Annotated in this window: 21 protein-coding genes; 15 read left to right on the top strand and 6 right to left on the bottom strand. The window is 65.2% G+C overall.

Annotated features, from left to right (window positions below; translation table 11 throughout):
• The first annotated feature begins 16 nt into the window (after positions 1 to 16).
• From FXB40_RS14610 to FXB40_RS14590, 5 genes are read left to right on the top strand one after another with little or no spacing between them, the layout of a single operon-like run.
• Entirely contained in the window at positions 17 to 1,123 is a 1,107-nt protein-coding gene (locus FXB40_RS14610; protein WP_148772883.1) for an ABC transporter ATP-binding protein, read from the top strand.
• 19 nt (positions 1,124 to 1,142) lie between these two features.
• Positions 1,143 to 1,634, top strand: a complete 492-nt coding sequence (locus FXB40_RS14605; protein ID WP_187436883.1) for a (2Fe-2S)-binding protein — start codon at positions 1,143 to 1,145, stop codon at positions 1,632 to 1,634.
• Between the two features lie 2 nt (positions 1,635 to 1,636).
• Positions 1,637 to 4,024 carry a xanthine dehydrogenase family protein molybdopterin-binding subunit gene (locus FXB40_RS14600; RefSeq protein WP_148772881.1) on the top strand — a complete coding sequence of 796 codons (2,388 nt, stop codon included), beginning with the start codon at positions 1,637 to 1,639 and terminating at the stop codon, positions 4,022 to 4,024.
• 10 nt (positions 4,025 to 4,034) lie between these two features.
• Positions 4,035 to 4,832 (top strand): FAD binding domain-containing protein, encoded by a 798-nt coding sequence (locus FXB40_RS14595; RefSeq protein WP_148772880.1) that lies wholly within the window; start codon positions 4,035 to 4,037, stop codon positions 4,830 to 4,832.
• 15 nt (positions 4,833 to 4,847) lie between these two features.
• On the top strand, positions 4,848 to 6,311 hold the full coding sequence (locus FXB40_RS14590; RefSeq protein WP_148772879.1) for an amidase: 1,464 nt from the start codon (positions 4,848 to 4,850) through the stop codon (positions 6,309 to 6,311).
• 80 nt (positions 6,312 to 6,391) lie between these two features.
• Here FXB40_RS14590 and FXB40_RS14585 read toward each other — a convergent pair whose 3' ends face one another.
• Together FXB40_RS14585 and FXB40_RS14580 are read right to left on the bottom strand one after the other, a co-directional pair.
• Complete coding sequence (locus tag FXB40_RS14585; protein ID WP_148772878.1) at positions 6,392 to 7,291, bottom strand: LysR substrate-binding domain-containing protein; 900 nt, start codon at positions 7,289 to 7,291, stop codon at positions 6,392 to 6,394.
• 60 nt (positions 7,292 to 7,351) lie between these two features.
• Entirely contained in the window at positions 7,352 to 8,320 is a 969-nt protein-coding gene (locus tag FXB40_RS14580) for a LysR family transcriptional regulator (RefSeq protein WP_148772877.1), read from the bottom strand.
• 137 nt (positions 8,321 to 8,457) lie between these two features.
• Here FXB40_RS14580 and FXB40_RS14575 point away from each other — a divergent pair, with 137 nt between their 5' ends.
• The 10 genes from FXB40_RS14575 (at position 8,458) to FXB40_RS14530 (ending at position 18,575) form a co-directional block, all read left to right on the top strand.
• Complete coding sequence (locus FXB40_RS14575; protein ID WP_246207608.1) at positions 8,458 to 9,771, top strand: cation:dicarboxylate symporter family transporter; 1,314 nt, start codon at positions 8,458 to 8,460, stop codon at positions 9,769 to 9,771.
• Between the two features lie 18 nt (positions 9,772 to 9,789).
• Positions 9,790 to 10,824: a PdxA family dehydrogenase gene (locus tag FXB40_RS14570; RefSeq protein WP_148772875.1), complete on the top strand. Its 1,035-nt coding sequence runs from the start codon at positions 9,790 to 9,792 to the stop codon at positions 10,822 to 10,824.
• On the top strand, positions 10,814 to 12,256 hold the full coding sequence (locus FXB40_RS14565; RefSeq protein ID WP_148772874.1) for an MmgE/PrpD family protein: 1,443 nt from the start codon (positions 10,814 to 10,816) through the stop codon (positions 12,254 to 12,256). The genes FXB40_RS14570 and FXB40_RS14565 overlap by 11 nt, the downstream gene beginning before the upstream one ends.
• A gap of 17 nt (positions 12,257 to 12,273) precedes the next feature.
• Positions 12,274 to 13,710 (top strand): MmgE/PrpD family protein, encoded by a 1,437-nt coding sequence (locus tag FXB40_RS14560; RefSeq protein ID WP_148772873.1) that lies wholly within the window; start codon positions 12,274 to 12,276, stop codon positions 13,708 to 13,710.
• Positions 13,711 to 13,750: 40 nt separating this feature from the next.
• Positions 13,751 to 14,722: a Bug family tripartite tricarboxylate transporter substrate binding protein gene (locus FXB40_RS14555; protein ID WP_148772872.1), complete on the top strand. Its 972-nt coding sequence runs from the start codon at positions 13,751 to 13,753 to the stop codon at positions 14,720 to 14,722.
• A 10-nt stretch (positions 14,723 to 14,732) separates the two neighbouring features.
• Positions 14,733 to 15,521 carry an SDR family NAD(P)-dependent oxidoreductase gene (locus tag FXB40_RS14550; RefSeq protein WP_148772871.1) on the top strand — a complete coding sequence of 263 codons (789 nt, stop codon included), beginning with the start codon at positions 14,733 to 14,735 and terminating at the stop codon, positions 15,519 to 15,521.
• A complete protein-coding gene (locus FXB40_RS14545) occupies positions 15,521 to 16,339 on the top strand; it encodes an alpha/beta fold hydrolase (RefSeq protein WP_148772870.1) in 819 nt (272 codons plus the stop codon). Before FXB40_RS14550 ends, FXB40_RS14545 begins: the two co-directional genes overlap by 1 nt.
• Positions 16,340 to 16,424: 85 nt before the next feature.
• The gene (locus FXB40_RS14540; protein ID WP_148772869.1) at positions 16,425 to 17,216 is read left to right on the top strand and encodes a fumarylacetoacetate hydrolase family protein; all 792 of its coding nucleotides are present in this window, start codon (positions 16,425 to 16,427) and stop codon (positions 17,214 to 17,216) included.
• 31 nt (positions 17,217 to 17,247) lie between these two features.
• Complete coding sequence (locus FXB40_RS14535; RefSeq protein WP_148772868.1) at positions 17,248 to 18,030, top strand: transporter substrate-binding domain-containing protein; 783 nt, start codon at positions 17,248 to 17,250, stop codon at positions 18,028 to 18,030.
• Between the two features lie 128 nt (positions 18,031 to 18,158).
• Positions 18,159 to 18,575, top strand: coding sequence for a hypothetical protein (locus tag FXB40_RS14530; protein ID WP_187436882.1), 417 nt, complete (start codon positions 18,159 to 18,161; stop codon positions 18,573 to 18,575).
• Positions 18,576 to 18,582: 7 nt separating this feature from the next.
• Here the strand turns inward: FXB40_RS14530 and FXB40_RS14525 are convergent, their stop codons facing one another.
• Genes FXB40_RS14525 through FXB40_RS14510 form a run of 4 tightly spaced genes read right to left on the bottom strand, consistent with a single transcriptional unit; the run spans position 18,583 to position 21,892 of the window.
• Complete coding sequence (locus FXB40_RS14525) at positions 18,583 to 19,323, bottom strand: IclR family transcriptional regulator (RefSeq protein ID WP_148772866.1); 741 nt, start codon at positions 19,321 to 19,323, stop codon at positions 18,583 to 18,585.
• Between the two features lie 17 nt (positions 19,324 to 19,340).
• Positions 19,341 to 20,192, bottom strand: a complete 852-nt coding sequence (locus tag FXB40_RS14520; protein WP_187436881.1) for an HpcH/HpaI aldolase/citrate lyase family protein — start codon at positions 20,190 to 20,192, stop codon at positions 19,341 to 19,343.
• Entirely contained in the window at positions 20,192 to 20,680 is a 489-nt protein-coding gene (locus FXB40_RS14515) for a MaoC family dehydratase (protein ID WP_347339764.1), read from the bottom strand. Before FXB40_RS14515 ends, FXB40_RS14520 begins: the two co-directional genes overlap by 1 nt.
• A gap of 9 nt (positions 20,681 to 20,689) precedes the next feature.
• A complete protein-coding gene (locus FXB40_RS14510) occupies positions 20,690 to 21,892 on the bottom strand; it encodes a CaiB/BaiF CoA transferase family protein (RefSeq protein ID WP_148772863.1) in 1,203 nt (400 codons plus the stop codon).
• Positions 21,893 to 22,026 lie beyond the last annotated feature (134 nt).

The following is a 22,026-nucleotide window of genomic DNA, read 5'->3' as shown; positions in this document are numbered from 1 at the left end:
AAGGGTTGATTTGGGAATGAAGAACGATCGCGGCGATATCGAACTGGCAGGCGTCTGCAAGAGCTTTGACGGCGCGACCTATGTGGTCGACGGCGTCAATCTCAGGATCGCAGACGGTGCCTATTGCTGCTTCATCGGTCCCTCCGGCTGCGGCAAGACCACGATTTTGCGCATGATCGCGGGCCATGAAGACCCGACCGCGGGTGAGATCGTGATCGGCGGCCAGAACGTCGTTGGCCTCGCCCCGGTGCAGCGGCGCACCGCGATGATGTTCCAGTCCTACGCGCTGTTCCCGCATCTGACGGTCCGTGAGAACATCGCCTTTGCGCTGCGCGTGCGCGGCATGTCCAAGACCGACCGCCTGCGCGCTGCGGATGCCATGATCGAGAAGGTGCGGCTGACGCAATTCGCCGACCGCCTGCCGGCGCAGCTCTCCGGCGGCCAGCAGCAGCGGGTCGCGCTGGCGCGCGCCGCGATCACCGAGCCGCGCGTGTTGCTGCTCGACGAGCCGCTGTCCGCGCTCGACGAGCAGCTCCGGGTGCAGATGCGCCAGGAGCTGCGACGGATGCAGCAGGAGCTCGGCATCACCTTCATTCACGTCACCCACACCCAGCTCGAGGCGATCGCGCTGGCGGATCTCGTGGTGGTGATGGAGCAGGGCAAGATCAAGCAGGCGGGCGCGGCGCGCGATGTCTACGCCCATCCACACGATCGCTATGTCGCCGAGTTCATGGGCGGCCAGAACGTGCTCTCCGGTCGGGTCGAGAAGGTCAACGGCGCCAGCTTCACGCTCGCGCAGGTCGCGCCGGATGGCATAGAAGTGCCGCTTCAGGCGCGCCCGACCGTCAGCGTGGGCGACAAGGTCGATATCGCCGTGCGCCGCGACGACGTTGCGCTGGTCAGGCCGGGCCGGGACTTGCCGCCCGGCTATACCACGTCGCTGCCGAGCCGCGTGCTGGCGATCGAATACCAGGGCTATTTCGTCAAGGTCATGCTCGACACCGTGCCGGACGACGAGTTCGTGGCCTACGTGCCGGAAAAGACCTTCTTCGCAGATCCCTTCACCGTCGGCGATGTCGTCATGGCCACATGGGCCACCGGCAGCGCGCTTCCACTCGCCTAAAGCCCCGTCGCGCAGGAGTATGACCTTGCAGATATCCTTCACACTCAACGGCCGGCCCACCACCGTGGATGTCGAACCCGCGACGCTCGTCACCGAGCTGCTGCGCGAGCAGCTCAATCTCACGGGCACCCATATCGGCTGCGACACCAGCCAGTGCGGCGCCTGCGTGGTGCATCTCAACGGTCTGCCGGTGAAGAGCTGCACGCTGCTGGCGCCCGCGCTCGATGGCGCGACCTTGCTCACCATCGAAGGTCTGCAAGGAGCGCCCGGCTCGAACCAGATGCATCCGATGCAGGAGGCGTTTCGCGAGCATCACGGCCTGCAATGCGGCTTCTGCACGCCCGGCATGCTGATGACCGCGGTCGCGCTCGCCACGGGGAAACCAGATCTGACCGAGGCCGAGGTTCGTCATGGCCTCGAAGGCAATATCTGCCGCTGCACCGGCTACCAGAACATCGTGGTTTCCGTGATGGCCGGCGCCGCCGCCATGAACGCCGCCAAGGGAGAGTGACCATGGGCAATGTGATCGGCATCGGCGCCTCACCGAAGCGGAAGGAAGACCAGCGCTTCCTCACCGGCCGCGGCAACTACGTCTCCGACATCAAGCGCCCGGGCATGACCGCGGGCGTGTTCGTGCGCTCGCCGCACGGACATGCGATCCTGCGCGGCATCGACAAGGCTGCGGCGCTGGCATCGCCCGGAATCATCGCGGTCCTGACCGGCGAGGATGTCGCGGCCGACAAGCTGGGCTCGTTGCCCTGTGGCTGGGGCATCTCGGACGCCAAGGGCGTGCCGATGAAGGAGCCGCCATTCCCGATGCTGGCGCAGGGTAAAGTGCGCTTCGTCGGCGACATGGTCGCCTTCGTCATCGCCGAGACGCCGGAGCAGGCCGATGCTGCGGCCGAGCTGTTGACCATCGACTACGAGGTGCTGCCCTCCGTGGTCGGCGTGCTGGAAGCCGTCAGGCCCGGCGCGCCGCAACTCTTCGACGACGTCCCGAACAACATCTGCTGCGACTGGGAGCTCGGTGACAAGGCCGCGGTGGAGACCGCGTTCCGCAAGGCCGCGCATGTCGCAAAGCTCAGCCTGGTCAACAACCGCCTGATCGGCAATCCGATGGAGCCGCGCGCGGCGATCGCCGAATACGAGCCGGGCACGGACCGCTTCACGCTGTGGACCACCAGCCAGTTCCCGCATGTCGTGCGCTTCCTGATGGGCGCGCTGGTGCTGAACATCCCGCAGCACAAGCTCCGCGTGGTTGCGCCCGACGTCGGCGGCGGCTTCGGCGTCAAGCAGTTTCACTACGGCGAAGAAGCCGTGATCACCTGGGCCGCCAAGCGGGTGAAGCGGCCGATCAAATGGGTCGCGAGCCGCTCGGAAGGCTACGTCTCCGATCGCCACGGCCGCGATCACGTCACCGAAGCCGAGCTTGCGCTGGATGAACACGGAAAGTTCCTGGCGTTTCGCGTCAATACGCTCGCCAATATGGGCGGCTATCTCTCGACCTTCGGGCCGAACATCCCGACCAATCTCTACGGTCCCTTGCTCGGCGGCGTCTACACCACGCCCGCGATCTACTGCAATGTGAAGGTCGTCTTCACCAACACCGTGCCGGTCGACGCCTATCGCGGCGCTGGCCGTCCCGAAGCGACCTTCGTGCTGGAGCGCATCGTCGATGTCGCCGCCAGCGAGATGGGCATCGACCGCGTCGAGATCCGCCGCCGCAACATGATCCCGAAGGAGGCCTATCCCTACCAGACGCCGGTGCTGGTGCAGTACGATTCCGGCGATCCGATGGGATGCCTCGACGGCGCGCTGGTTGCTGCCGACGTGAAGGGTTTTGGCATCCGCAAGGCGGCCTCCGCGAGCAAAGGCAAATTCCGCGGGCTCGGCTATTCCACCTATGTCGAGGCCTGCGGTCTTGCACCGTCGCGCTTCGCAGGAAGGCTGGGCGCGCGCGGCGGTCTCTACGAGAGCGCCACGGTGCGCGTGCATCCGACCGGCCAGGTCACGGTCATGATCGGTACCCACAACCATGGCCAGGGCCACGAGACGACCTTTGCGCAGATCGTGTCGGAGAAGCTTGGTGTCTCCTTTGAGAATGTCGACATCGTGTTCGGCGATACCGACCGCGTGCAGTTCGGCATGGGCACCTATGGCTCCCGCTCGCTGGTGGTGGGCGGTGCTGCGCTGTCGAAGGCGACCGACAAAGTGATCGCCAAGGGCAAGAAGATCGCGGCGCATCTGCTCGAGGCCGCCGAAGTCGATATCCAGTTCGAGGCCGGAAACTTCTCGGTCGCGGGTACGGACCGCATCAAGTCGTTCGAGGATATCGCGGGCGCCGCTTACGTGCCTCACAACTATCCGCTCGAGGTGCTGGAGCCGGGACTGGAAGAGCAGGCCTATTATGATCCCGTCAACTTCACCTATCCCGGCGGCTGCCACATCGCCGAGGTCGAGGTCGATCCCGAGACGGGCACGGTGACGCTGGTCAATTACACAGCAGTGGACGACGTCGGCACGGTCATCAACCCGATGATCGTGGAGGGCCAGCTGCACGGCGGCATCGTCCAGGGCGTCGGCCAGGCGCTGTTCGAGAACGCGGTTTACGACGAAGGCTCGGGCCAGCTGCTCTCGGGTTCGCTGATGGACTACTGCATGCCGCGCGCCGACCACATGCCGATGATGAAGATCTCGACCCACTCCACGCTCTGCACGCATACGCCGATGGGCGTGAAGGGCTGTGGCGAGGTCGGCACCATCGGCTCGCCGGCCGCCGTCATCAACGCCGTGGTCGATGCGCTGTCGCATCTCGGCGTCACCCATGTCGACATGCCGGCGACGCCGAACCGGATCTGGCGCCTGTTGCAGAACGCGTCGCTGCCGGTCGCCGCGGAATAGGAGCACAACAATGAAACCATTTGCCTATCACCAGCCCGACCAGATTCCGGATGCGGCCAAGCTTTTGACCTCGATCGAGGACAGCAAGCTCGTCGCCGGCGGCATGACGCTGATCCCGACGCTGAAGCAACGACTGGCGAGCCCGGTCGCATTGGTCGACCTTTCAAAGCTTGGATCTCTCAAGGGCATCACCGACGACGGCGCCACCATCACCATCGGGGCGATGACGCCGCATGCCGTGGTGGCTGCCTCCGAGCTTGTGCAGACCAAAATCCCCGGGCTCGCGGCATTGGCTTCGATGATCGGCGATCCCGCGGTGCGCAGCCGCGGCACCATTGGCGGCTCGGTCGCCAACAACGATCCCGCGGCGGATTATCCGGCCGGCGTGCTCGGTCTCGGCGCGATCATCGTCACCAGCACGCGCGAGATCGCGGCTGACAAGTTCTTCCTCGGCCTGTTCGAGACCGCGCTTGAACCGGGCGAGATCATCACCGCGATCCGTTTTCCCGTGCCGCTCAAGGCAGGCTACTCAAAGTTCAAGGCGCCTGCGTCGCGTTATGCGCTGGTCGGCGTGTTCGTCGCGAAATTCGCTGATGGCGTCCGCGTCGCCGTAACAGGCGCGGGTCCCGGCGTATTCCGCGTGCCGCCGATGGAGGTGGCGCTGTCGGAGAATTTTGATCCGTCCGCAATCGCGGCGATCAAGATCGACAACGACGGTCTCACCTCCGATATCCACGCTGAAGCCGATTACCGTGCGCATCTCGTCACGGTGATGGCCAAGCGCGCCGTCGACGCGGCGCTCAGCTAGCTCTTAGGGTTGATGATGACTGATGGTTCCGGCCGAGCGGCCTTCCCGCCGGCGCCGACTGGCCTTGGCGCGCTTTCTGCTAACGAGATCATGGCCGGCTACCGCCGCAAGGCGTTCACGCCACGTGACGTCGTCGATGACACCATTGCCGCGCTCGAAGCCACGAATGAAGCCTGCAATGCGGTGGTGACACCGATGTACGAGCAGGCGAGGGCGGAGGCCGACCGCGTCACCAGGGAGATGCGTGCGGGCGAAGCCAAGGGGCCGCTCGCAGGCGTGCCCGTCACGATCAAGGATCTCGTCTTCGTCGCGGGTGTGCCGGCTTACGCCGGCTCGCCGATGAACAAGAGCTTTGTGCCCGAGGCCGATGCCGCCGTGGTGTCGGCGCTGAAGGCGTCCGGTGCGATCATCACCTGCAAGACCACGACCTGCGAGTCCGGCTACAAGCTGACGGCCGATAGCCCGCTCACCGGCACAACGCGAAATCCCTGGAATCCCGGCCGCACCAGCGGCGGGTCGAGCGGCGGTGCGGCGGCGGGCGTCGCCGCCGGTTGCGGCCCTATCGCGATCGGCACTGACGGCGTCGGCTCGATCCGCGTGCCGTCGTCCTTCTGTGGCGTGTTCGGGCTGAAGCCGACCTTTGGCCTCGTGCCGCGCTCGCCCGGCTTCTCGCCGCCGTCCTGGGCCTCGCTCGCGCACACCGGACCGATCACGCGCACGGTCGCGGATGCCGCGCTGACGCTGGAGATCATTGCGGGCTACGACATGCGCGATGCCGCGAGTCTGCCGGTACCGTCCCGCCGCTTCGACACCAACGCAGGGCGCCTCGATGGCATTCGTATCGGCGCCAGCGCCGATCTCGGCTACGCCGCCGTCAGCCCCGACGTCTGCGCGGCATTTGGCAAGGCGCTCGCCGTTCTTGATTCCTGCGGCGCGCAGGTCACCATGGATGGTCCGGGCCTCGATCCCGGCATTCTCGAGCACACGCTGAAGCCGATCGCCTTCACCGAGCAGGCGGCTGCGGTGGCGAGCAAGACCACGGCTGATCTCGCCGGTTCTGAGGCCGACTATCGCGATGTCGTCAGTGCCGGCCGACACTACAGCGGCACGGATTATATCGAAGCCAGCTACCGGCGCGGCCAGGCCCGCAATGCGTTCCTGAAATTGTTCGAGCGCGTCGATGCGCTGGTGACACCCACCGTCGCGGTGACCGCATTCGAGGCCGGCCGGATCGGCGTCGACAAGATCGACGGCAGCCAGGTCGATCCGCATCTCGGCTGGTCGCCCTTCACCTGGCCGATCAATCTCGCGGGCCTGCCGGCTGCGACGCTGCCCTGTGGCTTTGATCGCGATGGCATGCCGATCGGACTTCAGATCATCGCGCCCTGGCTCGATGAGCCCACGATCTTCCGCATCGCAGCCGCCTTCGAGCAGGCGCAGCCCTGGGCCAAGTTCTGGCCGCAGGTGGCATTACGTTAGTCGGAGGGGAGAGCGAAAAACCCCTTTGCAAACAAGGGCCATTCTACTGTGCATGGGGTTGTTTTCGCGTTCTTGCGGGCCTAGCCCAGCTCGATCGGCGCGCCGCGGCCGCTGAGCTCTTCGTCGAGCCGCAGATAGTGTGCGAGATAGTCGTGCAGCGCGGTCGCCGCCTTCGAGGTGGCGCCGCTCGATTTGTAGAGCAGCAGCTCGATCTTCGGCAGCGGCGGCAGTCCCTCGTTCGGGCCGATCTCGCGCATCGCCGGCACCAGCGCGCTGCGGCCGAGCACGGTGACGGCCATGCCGGCAAAGGCCGCGGCTTGCAGTCCGCCGACGCTCTCGCTGACGCAGGCGATGCGCCAGCGCAAATTCGCGCGCTCCAGCGTATCGATGGCGTAGTCGCGATAGATGTTGCCGGGCGGCAAGAGCGCGAGCGGGATCGGGCGTTCCTGGTGGGCGGCGGATTGCTCGCCGGTCATCCACACCAGCTGCTCACGCCGCACCACCTGGCCGCCGGTGAAATCATTCATGCGGGTGACGAGCGCGATGTCGACATCGCCGCGCTTGACGAGACCGACCAGCGGGGTCGACAGCGCGCAGTTGAGCTCGACCTGCACGCGCGGAAAGGATTTTCGGAACACGCTGAGAATCTGCGGCAGCATGAATGCCGCATAGAGATCGGGCGTGCCGAGCACGACCTGGCCCTCGATCTCCTGCGACGCCAGCTGCGAGATCAGCTCGTCATGCAACCTCAGGATGGATTTGGCGTAGGTGAGGACCGTGGTGCCGTCGTCGGTCAGGATCAGCCTGCGGCCGCCATGCTCGAACAGCTGCTTGCCGGTCAGCTCCTCCAGCCGCTGCAATTGCAGCGTGATCGCCGGCTGGGTGCGGCCCAGCCGTCGCGCGGTCTCGGTGATGCTGCCGGTCTCGACCACCGAGATCAGCGACCTGAGCATGCGGATGTCGAGACTGATGAGGTTCATGCGGCGTCCATGTCGCCCAGAATTTATGCAAGTTCCATGCTAGGGCTCACTTGCTAAGGTTCACCTGGCCCGAGACGCAGATGCGGCCGATTTCACGCCCGGCCGGCCCTTGCGCACTGAATTCCAGAAAGTCTCGGCCGCCCGGGTCATGCGGGCGCGGGTGCGGAACAGCGAGACATTGATCGGAATGTCCCATTCCCCGCCGCCCGCACGCAGCAGGCGGCCAGTGTCGAGATCGGCGCGGACGAGGCTCATCGGCGCCCATGTCACGCCGCGCCCCTCGCGGGCCATGTCGATCAGCAGCATGACCGGCGCGGCAAAGCCCGGAACGAGCCACGCCGTCGGATCCTTTGCCGCCAGGAACGATGTGACAAGCCGTCCCACGCCCGAGCCTGGGTGATAGGCGAGATAGGGCAGTGGCGCGCCGGATGCGCCGGGGAGGGCGTAGCGCGGTTGCGCGCTCTTGCTGCGCCGTCCGCCGCGGCCGGGCTTAGCCGCCGGCGCGCTGATCGGGATCAGCACGTCGGTGGCGAGATCGATGCGCTGGAAGCGGTCCATGTCGAGCCGGCTCACCAGCGACGGATGGTAGTGCGCCAGCATGAAATGCGCCTGCGCGTCGAGCAGCAGCTTCTCGCAGCCGGCGAAATTCGAGGCGACGAGCTGCACGGCCGAGCCGTCGCGCGCGCCGTCGGAGTTGCGGATCCATTCCGGGAAGAAGGTCTGCGACAGCGAATGCGTGGCGACGAAGGTGATGGTCTCGGCCTTCAGCCGCGCGACTTCGAGCGCTTCCTCGCGTCCGACCAGCACCCGGCGCAGCACGTCCTCGGCGACGGGGCGAAAGCTCTCGCCGGCGGACGTGAGCGTGATGGTGTGGGTCGAGCGCTCGAACAGCTGCGTCCCCAGCCACTCCTCGAGCGATTTGATACGGCGGCTCAGCGCCGGCTGGGTCACATGCCGTCGCTCGGCGGCGCGGGAGAACCCGCCCTCCTCGGCGATGGCAAGGAAGTCCTCCAGCCAGACCAGGTCCATGATGACGTTTTGTCCTCAAATCATACCGATACGGCATTAGCGCCGGAAGGGCCGCTGGTCCAATGTAAACCGCATCGAGAGATAAGAACAAAGCGCCATCGACGCATGGCGCGCCGATGTCGTTGGAGGAACGTAAATTGCAGATCGCCGCAGCGCCGCTGTCTGAGCCTATTCCAAGCGCCACGTCCGAACGCCGCCGCAAGCCGCTGTGGCGCGAGCAATATGTTCTGGTGGTCGCAGGTGCGGCGCTTGGCGCACTGTTGGGCGCCCTGTTTCCGAACTTTGCGGTGGAGCTCAAGCCGCTCGGCGATGTCTTCATTTCCTTGATCAAGATGACGATCGCGCCGCTGATCTTCCTGGTCGTGGTCACCGGCATCGCGCAGGTCGGCGACATGAAGGCGGTCGGACGTATCGGGCTCAAGGCTTTTGCTTACTTCGAGGTGGTGACGACGATCTGCCTCTTGATCAGCTTCGTCGTGGTACGCTGGGTCCAGCCCGGTGCGGGCGTCGCACACGCAACAGCGCAGCAGGCCGAGACGGTCGCGCGCTTTCAGCAAGCCCATGTCGGTTCGCTGTCGGCCTACATCCAGCACATGGTGCCGGAGAGCTTCGTCGGCGCGTTCGCGGCCGGCGACGTGCTTCAGGTTCTCGTGCTGGCGCTGCTCTGTGGCATCGGCCTGTTGCTGCTCGGCGAGAAGGCCGCCCCGCTGCGGACGGGCCTGGAGCGTATCACCGAGCTCGTCTTCAGCGTCGTCCATGTCGTGGTGGCGCTGGCGCCGATCGGCGCGTTCGGGGCCATGGCGTTCACGGTCGCGAAGTTCGGCGCCGCGACGCTCTATGCGCTGGCGATGTTGGTCGGCACCGCCTGGGCGATGATGGCGTTCTTCATCTTCGTCATCCTCGGCACCATCTGCCGCCTGGTGGGCATTCGTCTGATGGACCTCCTGCGCCTGCTGCGCACCGAGCTGCTCGTGGTGCTCGGCACGTCGTCGTCTGAAACCGCCATCCCCGGCATGATGGAAAAGCTGCCGAAGGCGGGCGTGGGGCGTGCTGTCGCTGGTCTCGTCATTCCCTCCGGCTATTCCTTCAATCTCGACGGCGTTGCACTGACGCTGCCGCTCTCGACCATCTTCGTCGCCCAGGTCTATGGCGTCGAGCTGTCGGCCGGGCAGCAGCTCAGCTTGTTCGTGGTGATGCTGTTCACCAGCAAGGGCGCAGCCGGGGTTACCGGCGGCGCGTTCGCAGCCCTCGCCGCGACCGTCGTCGCCGCTGGGCTGCCGGCGGAAGGACTGGCGCTGCTGCTCGGCATCGACCGTTTCATGTCGCTGGGGCGCGCCGTCACCAACACCATCGGCAATGCGGTCGCCTCGATCGTTGTCGCGAAGTGGGACGGCGAATTCAATCGCGAGGACTGGGCTCAGTCCGCCGCACAAATCCAGCAAGCGAAGTAAGGATCCAGGGTCTCCAATATGGCTACCAGCACCAATGAACTGCCCGTCATCGCGCTGACCCCCGGTGACTGCACCGGCATCGGGCCCGAACAGATCGCGCGCATCCTCTCCGACGACCGCCTCGCCGACGTCGCGCGCCTCGTCGTGGTCGGCGATGCCCGCGTGCTCGACATGGGCATGGAACATGCCGGCGTGAAGCTGAAGGTCGAGCGAATTGCCTCGCCCAAGGCCGCCAATTGGAGCCGTGGCACGGTGCAGCTCGTCGATCTCGGCAATACCGATCCCGGCAAAATCCCGCTGGGCAAGGCCAGTGCCGAATCCGGCCGTCTGACCGGCGAAACGCTGTCGCGCGCGATCGACTTCTCAAAGGCTGGCGAGGTTGATGCCATCACCTTCGCGCCCCTCAACAAGCGCGCGATGTTCGACGGCGGCTGGAAGTTTCCCGACGAGCACAAGATGTTCGCGAGCCTGCTCGGCCACAAGACCTATTTCTCCGAGATGAACGTGCTCGACGGGCAGTGGATGTCGCGCGTCACCGGGCACCAGTCGCTGCGCGAGGCGCTCGACGGCATCAATCCGGATAGCATCACCGATGCGATCGATCTGGTGGACCGCATGATGCGGCGAGCCGGCGTCGCCAAGCCGCGCATCGCGGTCGCGGCGCTCAATCCGCATGCCGGCGAGAACGGCCTGTTCGGCCGCGACGAGATCGAGATGATCCGCCCGACCGTCGAAGCCGCCGCCAAGACCGGCATCGCCTGCACTGGGCCTTATCCCGCCGACACCGTCTATATCCGCGCCTTCGCCGGCGAGTTCGACAGCGTGGTCGCGATGTATCACGACCAGGGCCAGATCGCGACCAAGCTGCGCGGCTTCAACCGCGGCGTCACCGTCACCGCCGGGCTCGAGACCGTCTTCACCACGCCGTCGCACGGCACGGCGTTCGACATCGTCGGAACCGGTGTTGCCAATACCGGTGCGCTGGAGAGCGCGGTGCGTCTCGCCGCAAAGCTGGTGTCGATCAAGGTCAAGGAGGCCGCTTATGCGCACTGATCGCAGGACCCTGCTCCAGGCGGCGGCCGCGCTGCCGCTCGTTACTGTCGGCCCCGGCGCTACCTTTGCGCAAACGCCGGCCGTGGCGCCGCCGAAAGACGTCACGCGCGCATTGGCGCACTACCTCGTCACCGCGAGCTATGATGACCTGCCGGCCAATGTCCGGAAAGAAGGCGTCCGCACGCTGCTGAACTGGGTCGGCGTCGCCATCGGCGGCTCGCATCACGAGACGGTCGATATCGCGGTGTCCGCGCTCGGTCCGTTCTCCGGGCCGCAGCAGGCCTCGCTGTTCGGGCGGCGCGAGCGGTTCGACATCATGAACGCCGCCTTCATCAATGGCGTGTCGAGCCACATCTTCGACTACGACGACACGCATCTGAAGACAATCATCCATCCGGTCGGTCCCGTCGCCTCGGCGATCCTCGCGCTGTCGGAAATGCAGCCGGTCTCGGGCAAGGAATTCCTCAACGCGCTGGTGCTCGGCGTCGAGACCGAGTGCCGGATTGGCAACTCGGTCTACCCAAACCATTACGATGTCGGCTGGCACATCACCGGCACGGCCGGCGTGTTCGGCTCGGCCGCGGCCGTCGGCAAGCTATTGAAGCTGAACGAGCAGCAGATGACCTGGGCGCTCGGCCTCGCCGCGTCGCAGCCGGTCGGCTTGCGTGAATCCTTCGGCTCGATGAACAAGAGCTTTAATCCGGGCCGTGCCGCCTCCAGCGGCATCTTCGCGGCCATCCTGGCCTCGAAGAACTTCACCTCGTCCGATGCGATGATCGAGGCCAAGCGCGGCTGGGCCAACGCGATCAGCACCAAGCAGGACTACAACGAGATCCTCGGCGACCTCGGCAAACGCTATGAGGCGGCGCTCAACACCTACAAGCCGTTTGCCTGCGGCATCGTCATTCATCCCGCGATCGATGCGGCGATCCAGCTCCGCAACGAGAACAAGCTGACCGCCGACCAGATCGAGCGGGTCGATCTCAAGGTCCACCCGCTGGTGCTGGAGCTGACCGGCAAGAAGACGCCGAGCCAGGGCCTCGAAGGCAAGTTCAGCATCTACCATGCGGTGGCGGTGGCCATCGTCGAGGGCGCCGGCGGAGAGAAGCAGTTCAGCGACCGCGCGGTGACCGATCCGACCATCGTCGCGCTGCGCGGCAAGGTCAATCCGATCATCACCCCCGGCATCAAGCCGGAGCAGGTCGATCTCACCATCGTGCTCAAGGACGGCCGCAAGCTCAACCGCTACATCGAGCACGCGATCGGCAGCGTCGAGGTGCCGATGACCGACAAGCAGCTCGAAACCAAGTTCTCCGATCTTGCCGACGGCATCATTCCCGCCGCGACCATCCGGCGCGTGATGGACGCCTGCTGGAATGTCGAGAACCTGCCGAGCGCGGCAGAGATCGCAAAGATGTCGGTCGCGGTCTGATCGCGAGGGAGAGAAGCATGCCGTCACGCCGACATTTCCTGCAATCCGCCGGCTCGGTTGCCGCTCTGGCCGCCACCGGTGGCCGTTCGGCTGTCGCGGCCGGCCCGGGCGTGACGGAGCGGCTCGCCCGCTACATGGTCGCTGCGCGGGATCAGGAGCTGCCCGAGCAGGTGCTGCGCGAATGCAAGCACCGCATCCTCGATACGCTCGGCGCGATGATCTCGGGTTCGCGTATGAAGCCGGGCGAGATGGCGCTGAAATATGTGCGTACGCTCGGCGGTGACGCCCAGGCCTCCGTGGTCGGCTCCGACTTCCGCACCACGGCGGTCAACGCGGCCCTGGCGAACGCAATGTGCGCCCATGCCGACGAGACCGATGATTTCGAACCCGTCACCAAGGCACATCCGGGATGCTCGGTGGTGCCGGCCGCGCTTGCTCTCGGCGAGCGGGAGCATCGTAGCGGACAGGATGTCATTCGTGCCGTCGCGCTCGGCTACGATTTGACCTGCCGCTTACTGATGGCGCTGGGCCCGGATCTCGTGCGCGGCACGCACCGCAGCGCCGAGGGAACGTCATCGACCTTCGGCGCGCTCGGCGCTGCCGCCTCGCTGGCGCGACTTGATGAGAAGGGGATGCGCTACGCGATTTCCTACTCCTCGCAGCAGGTCTCCGGCCTGTGGAGCTGGGTGAAGGACCACGATCACATCGAGAAGGCTTTCGACTTCGCCGGCATGGGCGCCCGCAACGGCGTCATGGCGGTCGACATGGTTCTCAACGGCCTGACCGGCGTCGACGACGTGCTCGACGGCACCCATAATCTCTTCATCGCGCTCTCGACCGATCCGAAGCCGGAGGAGATGGTGAAGGATCTCGGCAAGCTCTTCTATGTCACGGAAACCGCGATCAAGACCTTTTCGGTCGGCTATCCTATCCAGTCGCCGCTGGATGCGATGCTGACGCTGCGAAAACAGCACAGCCTCACGCCAGATAACGTTCGTAGCATCCTGGTCAAGTTGCCGACCGATGCGATGGGGATTGTAGGCGAAAGCGCGATGCCTGATGTCAATTGCCAGCACCTCGTGGCGGTCGCGCTGGTCAAGGGCGCTGTGTCGTTCAACGACAGCCACGATGTCGCGCTGATGCACGATCCAAAGATTTTGGAGCAGCGCGCCAAGGTGACACTCGCCGGCGACAAGGCGTTGATGGATCCGGCCGCGCCGCGCGGCGCCGTCGTCGAGGTGACATTGACCGATGGCAAGAAGGTCGAGCACTTCACGAAATATCCGCCGGGCACCAAGGAGAATCCGCTGAGCACCGACGCCGTCGCGGCGAAGACGCGGGATCTGATTGCGCCGGTGCTGGGCAGCGACAGGGCCGAGAAGCTGATCGAGCAGATCGGCAATCTCGAGCGGCTGGACGACGTAGGCAAGCTGAGGCCCTTGCTGACGGCGTGACAAGTCTATCAACAACAAGACAAACATCAAGGAAGTGCCCATGCGCGGGGTTATGCGACGCACCTTTCTGGCCGCTTGTGCGGCCGTTCTGTTCTCCGGCGCTGCGGGTGCGCAGGATTATCCCTCCCGGCCCGTCAAGATTATCGTGCCGTTCCCGGCCGGCGGCTCCAACGACATCATCGCCCGTATCGTCGCGCAGAAGCTGACCGAGCGGAACGGCCAGAATTTCCTGGTCGAGAACCGTGGCGGGGCCGGCGGCAATATCGGCGCCGAGGCGGTCGCGAGCGCAGAGGCCGACGGTTATACCCTGCTGCTGACCGCGCCGCCGCCGCTGACCATCAACGGCTCCCTCTACAAGAAGCTGCCGTTCGATCCCGCTAAAGCCTTTGCTCCGGTGGCGCTGATTGCCTCGGTGCCGATCGTGCTGGTCGTCAATCCGTCGGTGCAGGCGAAGAATGTCGGCGAGCTGATCGCGCTTGCCAAGGCCAAGCCGGGGACGTTGAATTTTGGCTCGTCCGGTATCGGATCGACCAACCACCTTGCGGGCGAGTTGCTCAAGAGCATGGCCGGCATCGACATCGTCCATGTGCCCTATCGTGGCGCGGCGCCGGCGATGAACGATCTGCTCGCGGGTCAGATCCCGTTCATGTTCGACAACATGCCGGCGGTGCTGCCGCAAGTGCAGGGCAAAGCCATCAACGCGATTGCGGTCGCCGGTGCCAAGCGCGCGGAAGCGCTGCCGGACGCGCCGACGGTTGCCGAGACTGTTCCTGGCTTCGAGGCTTCGTCCTGGTTCGGTTTGGTGGCTCCGGCGAAAACGCCTGCACCGGCGCTCACCAAGCTGAGCGGCGAGCTCGAAACCATCTTGAAGATGCCTGACGTCAAGAAGCGGCTTGCCGAGCTCGGGGCCGAGCCCGGCACGGTGTTCGCCGATGCGTTCGGGCAATTCATGACGGATGAGACTGCAAAGTGGGGCAAGCTTGTCAAAGCCTCCGGCGCCACTGTGGACTGAGGGGCGCGTCATGGATCTGAATCTGGGCGGCAAGGTTGCCGTCGTCACCGGCGGCAGCATCGGCATCGGCCGTGCCATCGCCGCCGAGCTTGCGCGCGAGCAGACGCATGTCGTCATCGTCGCGCGCGACGCCGAACGTCTTGCCGCGTCCGCGCAGGACATGTCGCGCGATACCGGCCGGCGTGTAATCGCGTGCGCCGGCGACATGACCAAGCCGGACGACATCGTCCGCGCGATGGATACTGCGCGCGAGGCTTTCGGCCGCGTCGACATCCTTGTCAACAATGCCGGCGCCTCGCCGATGGGCCGGATCGCGGAAACGCCGGATGCGATTTGGGCCAAGTCGATTGAGCTAAAACTGCTCGGCTACATGCGCTGCGCGCGCAACGTGCTGCCGGAGATGCGCGACCGCCGCTGGGGCCGTGTCATCAACATCATCGGCCGCAGCGGGCATCAGCCGCGTGCCGCCTATATGGCGGGCGGGGCGGTCAACGCAGCGCTCCTCAACTTCACGCTGGCGCTCGCCGAGGAATGCGCGCCGGACAATGTGCTGGTCACCGGCGTCAATCCCGGTCCGGTGCAGACCGATCGCTGGGACAGCCTCATTTCGCAGGGCGCCGCGATCTCGGGGCAGGATCAGGGCACGACGAATGCCGCTGCCATTGCTTCAGTTCCGCTCGGTCGCGTTGGGCAGCCGCATGAAGTGTCCGGGCTTGTTGCATTCCTCTGTTCGGATCGCGCATCCTTCATTACGGGTACCTGCATCAATATCGATGGCGGTGGAACGAGGTGTATCTGATGGCTAGCGAACTGCGGAAGATCGGTGTCAGCGACGATTGCGAGCTTGCAGTTCGCATCGCCGATTATCTCCTGCCATGGGACACCAAGCCGCCGGTCGTGATGCTGCATGGGCTTGCCGAGAGCGGGGAGGCGTTCCGGCGCTGGGTGCCGTATTTCGCCACGCATCATCTCGTGGTGCGGCCTGATCTGCGCGGCTACGGCGATTCGACGCCGATGCAGGGTGACTATGTCTATCGCTTCGCCGGCCTTGGCGACGACATCATCCGGATGCTGGACGCGCTGAATCTCGACCGCGTGTTCTTGGTCGGCGGCAAGATCGGCGGCACGCTGGCGATGCATCTCACGGCCAAACACCCGGATCGTGTGGTCGCGACGGCCGCGGTCGGGGCACCGGCGTCGCTCACCTCGTTCAACGAGCGAGCGCCGACCTGGCGCAAACAGATCCGCGAGCAGGGCGTCGAGGCCTGGGTTCGCGAGACCACCGCTGGACGGCTCGGCTCGTCGCTGCCGCCGGCCGCGCTCGACTGGTGGATCAGCCTGATGTCGAAGACCAAGGCGTCGACGCTGGAGGCGTTCCTGCAGATGGTGCCGACCGTCGACGTCACCGGCGAGCTTCCGTCCATCGAGCGGCCGACGCTCGTGATCACGACGACCGGGTCGGGTCTCGGCGACGTCGCTTCGGTGAAGGCGTGGCAGGAAACGATCCCGGGCTCGAAGCTGGACGTGCTGCCCGGCGATTCCTATCACGTGGCGGCAACCGACCCTGACGTCTGCGCGCAGAAGGTTCGCGCCTTCTTCGATCGCGTCGCGACTTAAGACGTACAGGGCGGGGCATTGGCCCGCCCATTGTTTGCCTCTATGACTGGCGGTCCGAGAAGAAAAGAGATCAGGGAGTGAAGCCATGACAGAAACCACCCGACGCAACGTGCTCACGGCCGCAGCAGCGATGACCGCTGCGGGCCTCGCTGACACGGCGTCGGCCGCAGCGCAGGCCACACCCAAGCCGATCTTTCCGGTGCCGATGGTTGCGATCCCGATCGTCGGCGAGACCCAGGTGTTCCAGGTCCGGCGTATCTACTGCATCGGCCGCAACTACGCCGCGCACGCGATCGAGCGCGGCTCGGATCCGAACCGCGAGCCGCCGTTTTTCTTCCAGAAGCCGACCGACGCGATCCAGAACGTCGCGGTCGGCGAGGTCGCCGACCATCCCTATCCGTCGCTGACCAAGAACTATCATCACGAGGTCGAGCTGGTCGCCGCGTTGAAATCCGGCGGCGCCAACATCCCGGCCGAGAAGGCGCTCGACCACGTCTATGGCTACGCGCTCGGCCTCGACATGACCCGGCGCGATCTCCAGAACGGCATGGCCGCGGAGAAAAAGCCGTGGGAGATCGGCAAGAGCTTTGACCACGCCGCGGTGATCGGCCCGATCCATCCTGCAAGCAAGACCGGCCATTTCGAGAAGGGCGCGATATCGCTCGCGATCAATGGCACCGTGAAGCAGAGCTCGGATCTCAGCAAGATGATCTGGAGCGTCGCCGAGCAGATCGCAAAGCTCTCGGAAGCGTTCGAGCTCAAGGCCGGCGACATCATCTATTCCGGCACACCGGAGAATGTCGGGCCGGTGGTGAAGGGCGACGTGCTGTTGTGCAAGCTCGAGGGCCTGCCCGACATGTCGATCAAGATCGTCTGACGATCCCGCGAATGGGCGGGTGGAGGTGTACATGTTGCGGCATGCAGTGATCGCCACTTTGAGCCTTGCCTTTGCCGTCACCGCAGCAAAGGCCGATGGGCCAAGCGACGTCGCGCCGAGCGAGACGTTGCGGGTGGCGGTGGCCGTCGGTCCGGCGGCCTCAGCGTTCTGGACGACGCGCGATCCCGCAACCGGAAAGCCGCGCGGCGTCACCGTCGAGCTCGCGAAGGCGGCCGCCGACAAGCTGCATGTGCCGCTACAGCTGGTCGAGTACCAGAGCTCGGACGAAATCGCCGCCGTCAGCGGTAAGGACGCCTGGGATCTGTCCTTCATGCCGGCCGACGTCAAGCGCGAGGCGTTCGTCGACCAGGGCCCCGCTTACGTCGCCTATATGAGCGGCTATCTCGTGCGCGCCGGTTCGGACATCCGTTCACTTGCAGATGTCGATCGCGCGGGCATCCGGGTCGGCTGCATCGAGGGAACGTCGACGTCGCGCACGGTCGAAAAGTCGCTGAAGCAGGCGAAGCTCACGAAATTTGTGAGGCCGGAAGAGGCGGCCGCGCTGATCGGCAAGGGCGAGCTCGATGCGCTCGCGATGGGCATGGGCGCGTTGGACGACCTTTCGCGAAAACTGCCGGGAACGAAGGTGCTGGACGAGGTGATCCAGTCGACCGGTGTGGTCGTGGTCGTTCCCAAGGGCAAGGCTGCAGCGAAGGCCTGGGCTGCGCATTTCCTGGATGACGCCAAGGCCGACGGCACGGTCCGTCGCGCGCTCGACGGTAATGGATTTACCAGTGACAAGGTCGCGCCGTAGCGCGGAAGCCGCGGCGCAAGCCTTTGAATTGCCGGAGTTCCATCCGCGATTGCCCCGTGTTGGGCCACGAACAAACCCGCTGCGGCCATATTTGAGTAAGAGTGATCTCCCGAGAGGGAGGCGCTCCGATGAACAAAGCTCTGATCACGGCCATCGTGCTGCTGGCTGGCGTGCCGGCAAGCGCCGCTGCGCAGGAGCGCGCTGGCTCTGCGGCGTTAGGCGCAGTGTCGGGTGCCGTCGTGCTCGGTCCGGTCGGTGCCGTCGCGGGTGCAGTGATCGGCTATACCGCCGGACCTTCGATCGCCAGGTCATGGGGCGTGAGAGGTTCGCATTCGGCGAGACATCGGCAGCCGTCACGTCGTGAGGCGCCCCCTGTCGCTGCGACCACCGCTCCGTCGCGCACGCGCCAGGCGATGGAGGCCAACGGCCAGATGAGAGCTGCGAGCAATCCGCCGGTCCAGGCCGCCCCCGTGGTGCCACCGGCCCAAGCTGCGCCTGCGGCGCCGGCGGAGACCACGACGCCACCCGTTCAGGGATTTGACTGAAGCGATCCTAAGCCGCCGTTTTCGGCCGCAGACGGTCGACCGTCCGCGCGATCAGCGCGGCAACTTCCGCCACCTTTGGCCCGATGCGAAACTCCGGCCCTGCGACGACGACGGAGAGCCTGCGGTCACCAATCGGCAGCGGGATCGCCGCTCCCGCGAGGTCGCGGCTGTAGTCGGCAAAGCTCTGGCAATAGCCACGCGAGATCGAATTGCGCAGCTCGGCCTCGACTGCCTCGATGCTGATCGGGGTCGATGGGCCGTATTGCTTGAACTCGATCTTGCGATAGACGGAGTCGCGCTCCTCGGGTGAATATTGCAGCAGCAGCGCCCGGCCACTGGCCGTGGCATGGATCGGCACGCGGTGGCCGATGGTGGCGAAATAGCGGATCGCCGCCTGCGACTCGACGACGTCGATAAACACCGCGCTGACGCCGGCCGGTGCTACGATGGACGCGGTCTCGCCGGTCTCGGCGGAGAGATCGGCAATCAGCGTGTGCGTCCATGGCGGCAGCGGCTCGACCTCGGAGATCATCCGCGCCATCGCCAGCCACCGCGGCGTTGGATAGAACCCGGCGCGGGGCCGCGGTTCGTAGAGATAGCCCTTCTCCGACAGCGTCGCGAGCAGGTTGAAGGTCGACGAGCGCGGCCAGCCGAAATGATCGGCGATTTCGGCAAGCGTCGCCGGCTTCCTCGTTTGTGCGAAGAATTCCATGATCTCCAGGACGTTTGCGGCTTGGCGAACGATCATGGTGTCGGCGTTCCGATCTAGATCTGGCCGAGGATATTCTTCGCGGCGCGAAGATGCGGCTTGTCGATCATCTGGCCGTCGAGCCGCAGCGTGCCGGAGTTCGGATTGCTGGCGAAGGCCGCGATCACCTTCTCCGCCCAGATGCGCTCAGCCTCCGTCGGCGCGAACGCCGCGTTGACGACATCGACATGTTTTGGATGGATCAGCGCCTTCGCCGAAAACCCGTCGCGACGCGCTGCGCGCGTCTCCTGCTCGAGGCCGTTGAGATTGTCGATGTCGGTATAGACCGTATCGATCGGTGCCACTTCCGCTGCGGCCGCCGCCATCAGGCAGAGGTCGCGCGCGAGGCGATACGGACTGTGGAACACACCGCCCGACGCCTTCTCGGTCGCGCCGAGCGAAGCCGAGAGATCTTCCGCGCCCCACATCAAGCCGGCGAGGCGAGGGGAGCAGCCCTTGTAGCTGCCGAGGCCGAAGATCGAACTGGCGGTCTCCGTCGCGACGCAAACGATGCGCGTCGTGCCGACCGCGATGCCGGCGGCCGCCTCCAGGGCTTCGAGCCAGGTGGCGACCTGCCGCACGTCGTCGCCGCCTTGTGATTTGGGCAGCACGATGCCGTCGGGCTTGCCCGGCATCACCGCGGCGAGATCGGCAAGCGTCATGCCGGTGTCGAGCGCATTGACGCGGACATAGAGCTGATGCGGGCCACTCCGGCCCTTCAACATGGCGAGCGTCAGCCCGCGTGCCTCCGGCTTCTTGTCGGTGACGACGGAATCCTCGAGATCGATGATCAGCGCGTCGGCCTTGCCTTCGCTCGCCTTCCCGAATTTGCGCGGGGAATCGCCCGGCACGAACAGCATCGAACGCATCAGACCGGCCTCTTGTGCATCATCGCCATGCGTCGGCATTTGCCGACGATCTCGTCGTTCTGGTTCAAGGCGTGGTGCTCGAATTCGACGATGCCCGCCTTGGGGCGCGATTTGGATTCCCGCAACGAAAGCACCTTCGTCGTCGCCCGCAAGGTGTCGCCATGGAAGACCGGTTTTGGAAAAGTCACGTCGGTCATGCCGAGATTGGCGACGGTGGTGCCCATGGTCGTATCATAGACCGTCATGCCGATCATGATGCCAAGGGTGTAAAGGCTGTTGAAAATGCGCTGGCCGAACTCGGTCTTTGCGGAGAAGTGCGCGTCGATGTGCAGCGGCTGCGGGTTGAGCGTCAGCAGGCTGAACATGGTGTTGTCCATTTCCGTGACAGTCCGGGTCAGCGGATGCCTGAACTCCTGGCCCACGGAAAAGTCCTCGAAATAAAGTCCGGCCATCGCGGTTTCCTCCCTATTGTCCTGCGATTTGGCCAGCGCCTGCCTCTAGGGCGGCGCCGCCAGATGAACTGCTTTCTGCTCCATGAGCCGTTCGATCTCGTCCGCGGAGAAGCCGGCCTCGCGCAAAATGTCGCGGCCGTGCTGGCCAAGTGTCGGCGCCGGGCCGGCGGGCTCCGGCTGGGTCACGCTCCAGGTGGAGGGCACGCGCATCTGGCGGATGCGGCCCTCCACGGGGTGATCCACCGTTTTGAAGAAGTCGATCGCCTGGAGATGCGGATCCTCAAGGATCGTCTCCAGCGTGTGCATCGGCATCACCGGAATATCGGCACGCTCCAAGAGTTCACGCCACTCCACGGTCGTCCGCGTCAGGAAGATGTGGCCGATCTCCTCGTAGATATCGTCGATGTGTTTGGTGCGCGCGGCGTGGTTGGCAAAGCGCGGCTGCTCGAGGAAATGCGGCTGCCCGATCGCCTCGAAAAAGCTCCGCCAGTGCTTGTCGTTGTAGATGAGCACGCAGAGATAGCCGTCGCTGGTCTTGTAGGGCCGGCGATAGCGCGAGAGCAGACGGGCGTAGCCGCCATGGTCGAGCGGCGGATCGTAGGTCAGGCCGCCGAGATGATCGACCAGCACGAATTCGGTCATGGACTCGAACATCGGCACGTCGATACGCTGGCCCACGCCGGTGCGTTGCTGGTGCATCAGGCCTCCCATGATCGCATTCACCATCATGAGCCCGACGATGCGGTCGGCGATGGTGACAGGAACGTAGCGCGGCGTGCCGTCGCCGGCCGCCGCGAGCAGTGTGGGAATAGTGGCGGCGCCCTGGATCAGATCGTCATAGGCGGGCTTGGCGGCATAGGGGCCTGACTGGCCGTAGCCAAACGCGCCGACATAGACCAGCGATGGATTGACCGCGGCCAGCGTCTCGTAGTCGAGGCCGAGCCGCGCCATCGCCTGCGGGCGCACATTATAGACCAGCGCGTTGGCGCTCTTCGCCAGCCGCAACAGCGTCTCGCGGCCTTCCTTCTTCTTGAGGTCGAGCACGATGCTGCGCTTGCCGCGATTGGCATTGAGAAACATCCCGCCCATGCCGGGCGTGCGGCCGGGGCCGATCTGGCGAACGATGTCGCCCTCGGGGCTTTCGACCTTGATGATGTCAGCGCCCATGTCCGCCAGCACCTGGGTGCCATAGGGGCCCATCAGCACCGAAGTCAGGTCGAGAATGGTGAAGCCGGCGAGCGGTCCCATAGGGCCTCGAGTGAATTCATATACGTGGAGTAAGAATTCAGAAAGTGGGGATGTCAATTCGATCGCTCTGCCGATAGGCGCATAGCCCCATGCATAGTTCATATACTTGACAGATAAATTCACATATATGTACA

The sequence above is a fragment of the Bradyrhizobium rifense genome, from assembly GCF_008123425.1.
In the GTDB taxonomy this organism is placed as follows: domain Bacteria; phylum Pseudomonadota; class Alphaproteobacteria; order Rhizobiales; family Xanthobacteraceae; genus Bradyrhizobium; species Bradyrhizobium rifense.
The sequence above is the reverse complement of the archived record's forward strand: the minus strand, read 5'-3'. Positions and strand labels throughout refer to the sequence as shown.

Coding starts and splice junctions, on each gene's coding strand:
- FXB40_RS14590 (WP_148772879.1), top strand. CDS start 4,848: ATGACTGATGGTTCCGGCCGAGCGGCCTTCCCGCCGGCGCCGACTGGC.
- FXB40_RS14605 (WP_187436883.1), top strand. CDS start 1,143: ATGACCTTGCAGATATCCTTCACACTCAACGGCCGGCCCACCACCGTG.
- FXB40_RS14550 (WP_148772871.1), top strand. CDS start 14,733: ATGGATCTGAATCTGGGCGGCAAGGTTGCCGTCGTCACCGGCGGCAGC.
- FXB40_RS14510 (WP_148772863.1), bottom strand. CDS start 21,892: ATGGGACCGCTCGCCGGCTTCACCATTCTCGACCTGACTTCGGTGCTG.
- FXB40_RS14520 (WP_187436881.1), bottom strand. CDS start 20,192: ATGCGTTCGATGCTGTTCGTGCCGGGCGATTCCCCGCGCAAATTCGGG.
- FXB40_RS14540 (WP_148772869.1), top strand. CDS start 16,425: ATGACAGAAACCACCCGACGCAACGTGCTCACGGCCGCAGCAGCGATG.
- FXB40_RS14570 (WP_148772875.1), top strand. CDS start 9,790: ATGGCTACCAGCACCAATGAACTGCCCGTCATCGCGCTGACCCCCGGT.
- FXB40_RS14595 (WP_148772880.1), top strand. CDS start 4,035: ATGAAACCATTTGCCTATCACCAGCCCGACCAGATTCCGGATGCGGCC.
- FXB40_RS14535 (WP_148772868.1), top strand. CDS start 17,248: ATGTTGCGGCATGCAGTGATCGCCACTTTGAGCCTTGCCTTTGCCGTC.
- FXB40_RS14525 (WP_148772866.1), bottom strand. CDS start 19,323: ATGATCGTTCGCCAAGCCGCAAACGTCCTGGAGATCATGGAATTCTTC.
- FXB40_RS14580 (WP_148772877.1), bottom strand. CDS start 8,320: ATGGACCTGGTCTGGCTGGAGGACTTCCTTGCCATCGCCGAGGAGGGC.
- FXB40_RS14565 (WP_148772874.1), top strand. CDS start 10,814: ATGCGCACTGATCGCAGGACCCTGCTCCAGGCGGCGGCCGCGCTGCCG.
- FXB40_RS14585 (WP_148772878.1), bottom strand. CDS start 7,291: ATGAACCTCATCAGTCTCGACATCCGCATGCTCAGGTCGCTGATCTCG.
- FXB40_RS14610 (WP_148772883.1), top strand. CDS start 17: ATGAAGAACGATCGCGGCGATATCGAACTGGCAGGCGTCTGCAAGAGC.
- FXB40_RS14545 (WP_148772870.1), top strand. CDS start 15,521: ATGGCTAGCGAACTGCGGAAGATCGGTGTCAGCGACGATTGCGAGCTT.
- FXB40_RS14530 (WP_187436882.1), top strand. CDS start 18,159: ATGAACAAAGCTCTGATCACGGCCATCGTGCTGCTGGCTGGCGTGCCG.
- FXB40_RS14555 (WP_148772872.1), top strand. CDS start 13,751: ATGCGCGGGGTTATGCGACGCACCTTTCTGGCCGCTTGTGCGGCCGTT.
- FXB40_RS14600 (WP_148772881.1), top strand. CDS start 1,637: ATGGGCAATGTGATCGGCATCGGCGCCTCACCGAAGCGGAAGGAAGAC.
- FXB40_RS14560 (WP_148772873.1), top strand. CDS start 12,274: ATGCCGTCACGCCGACATTTCCTGCAATCCGCCGGCTCGGTTGCCGCT.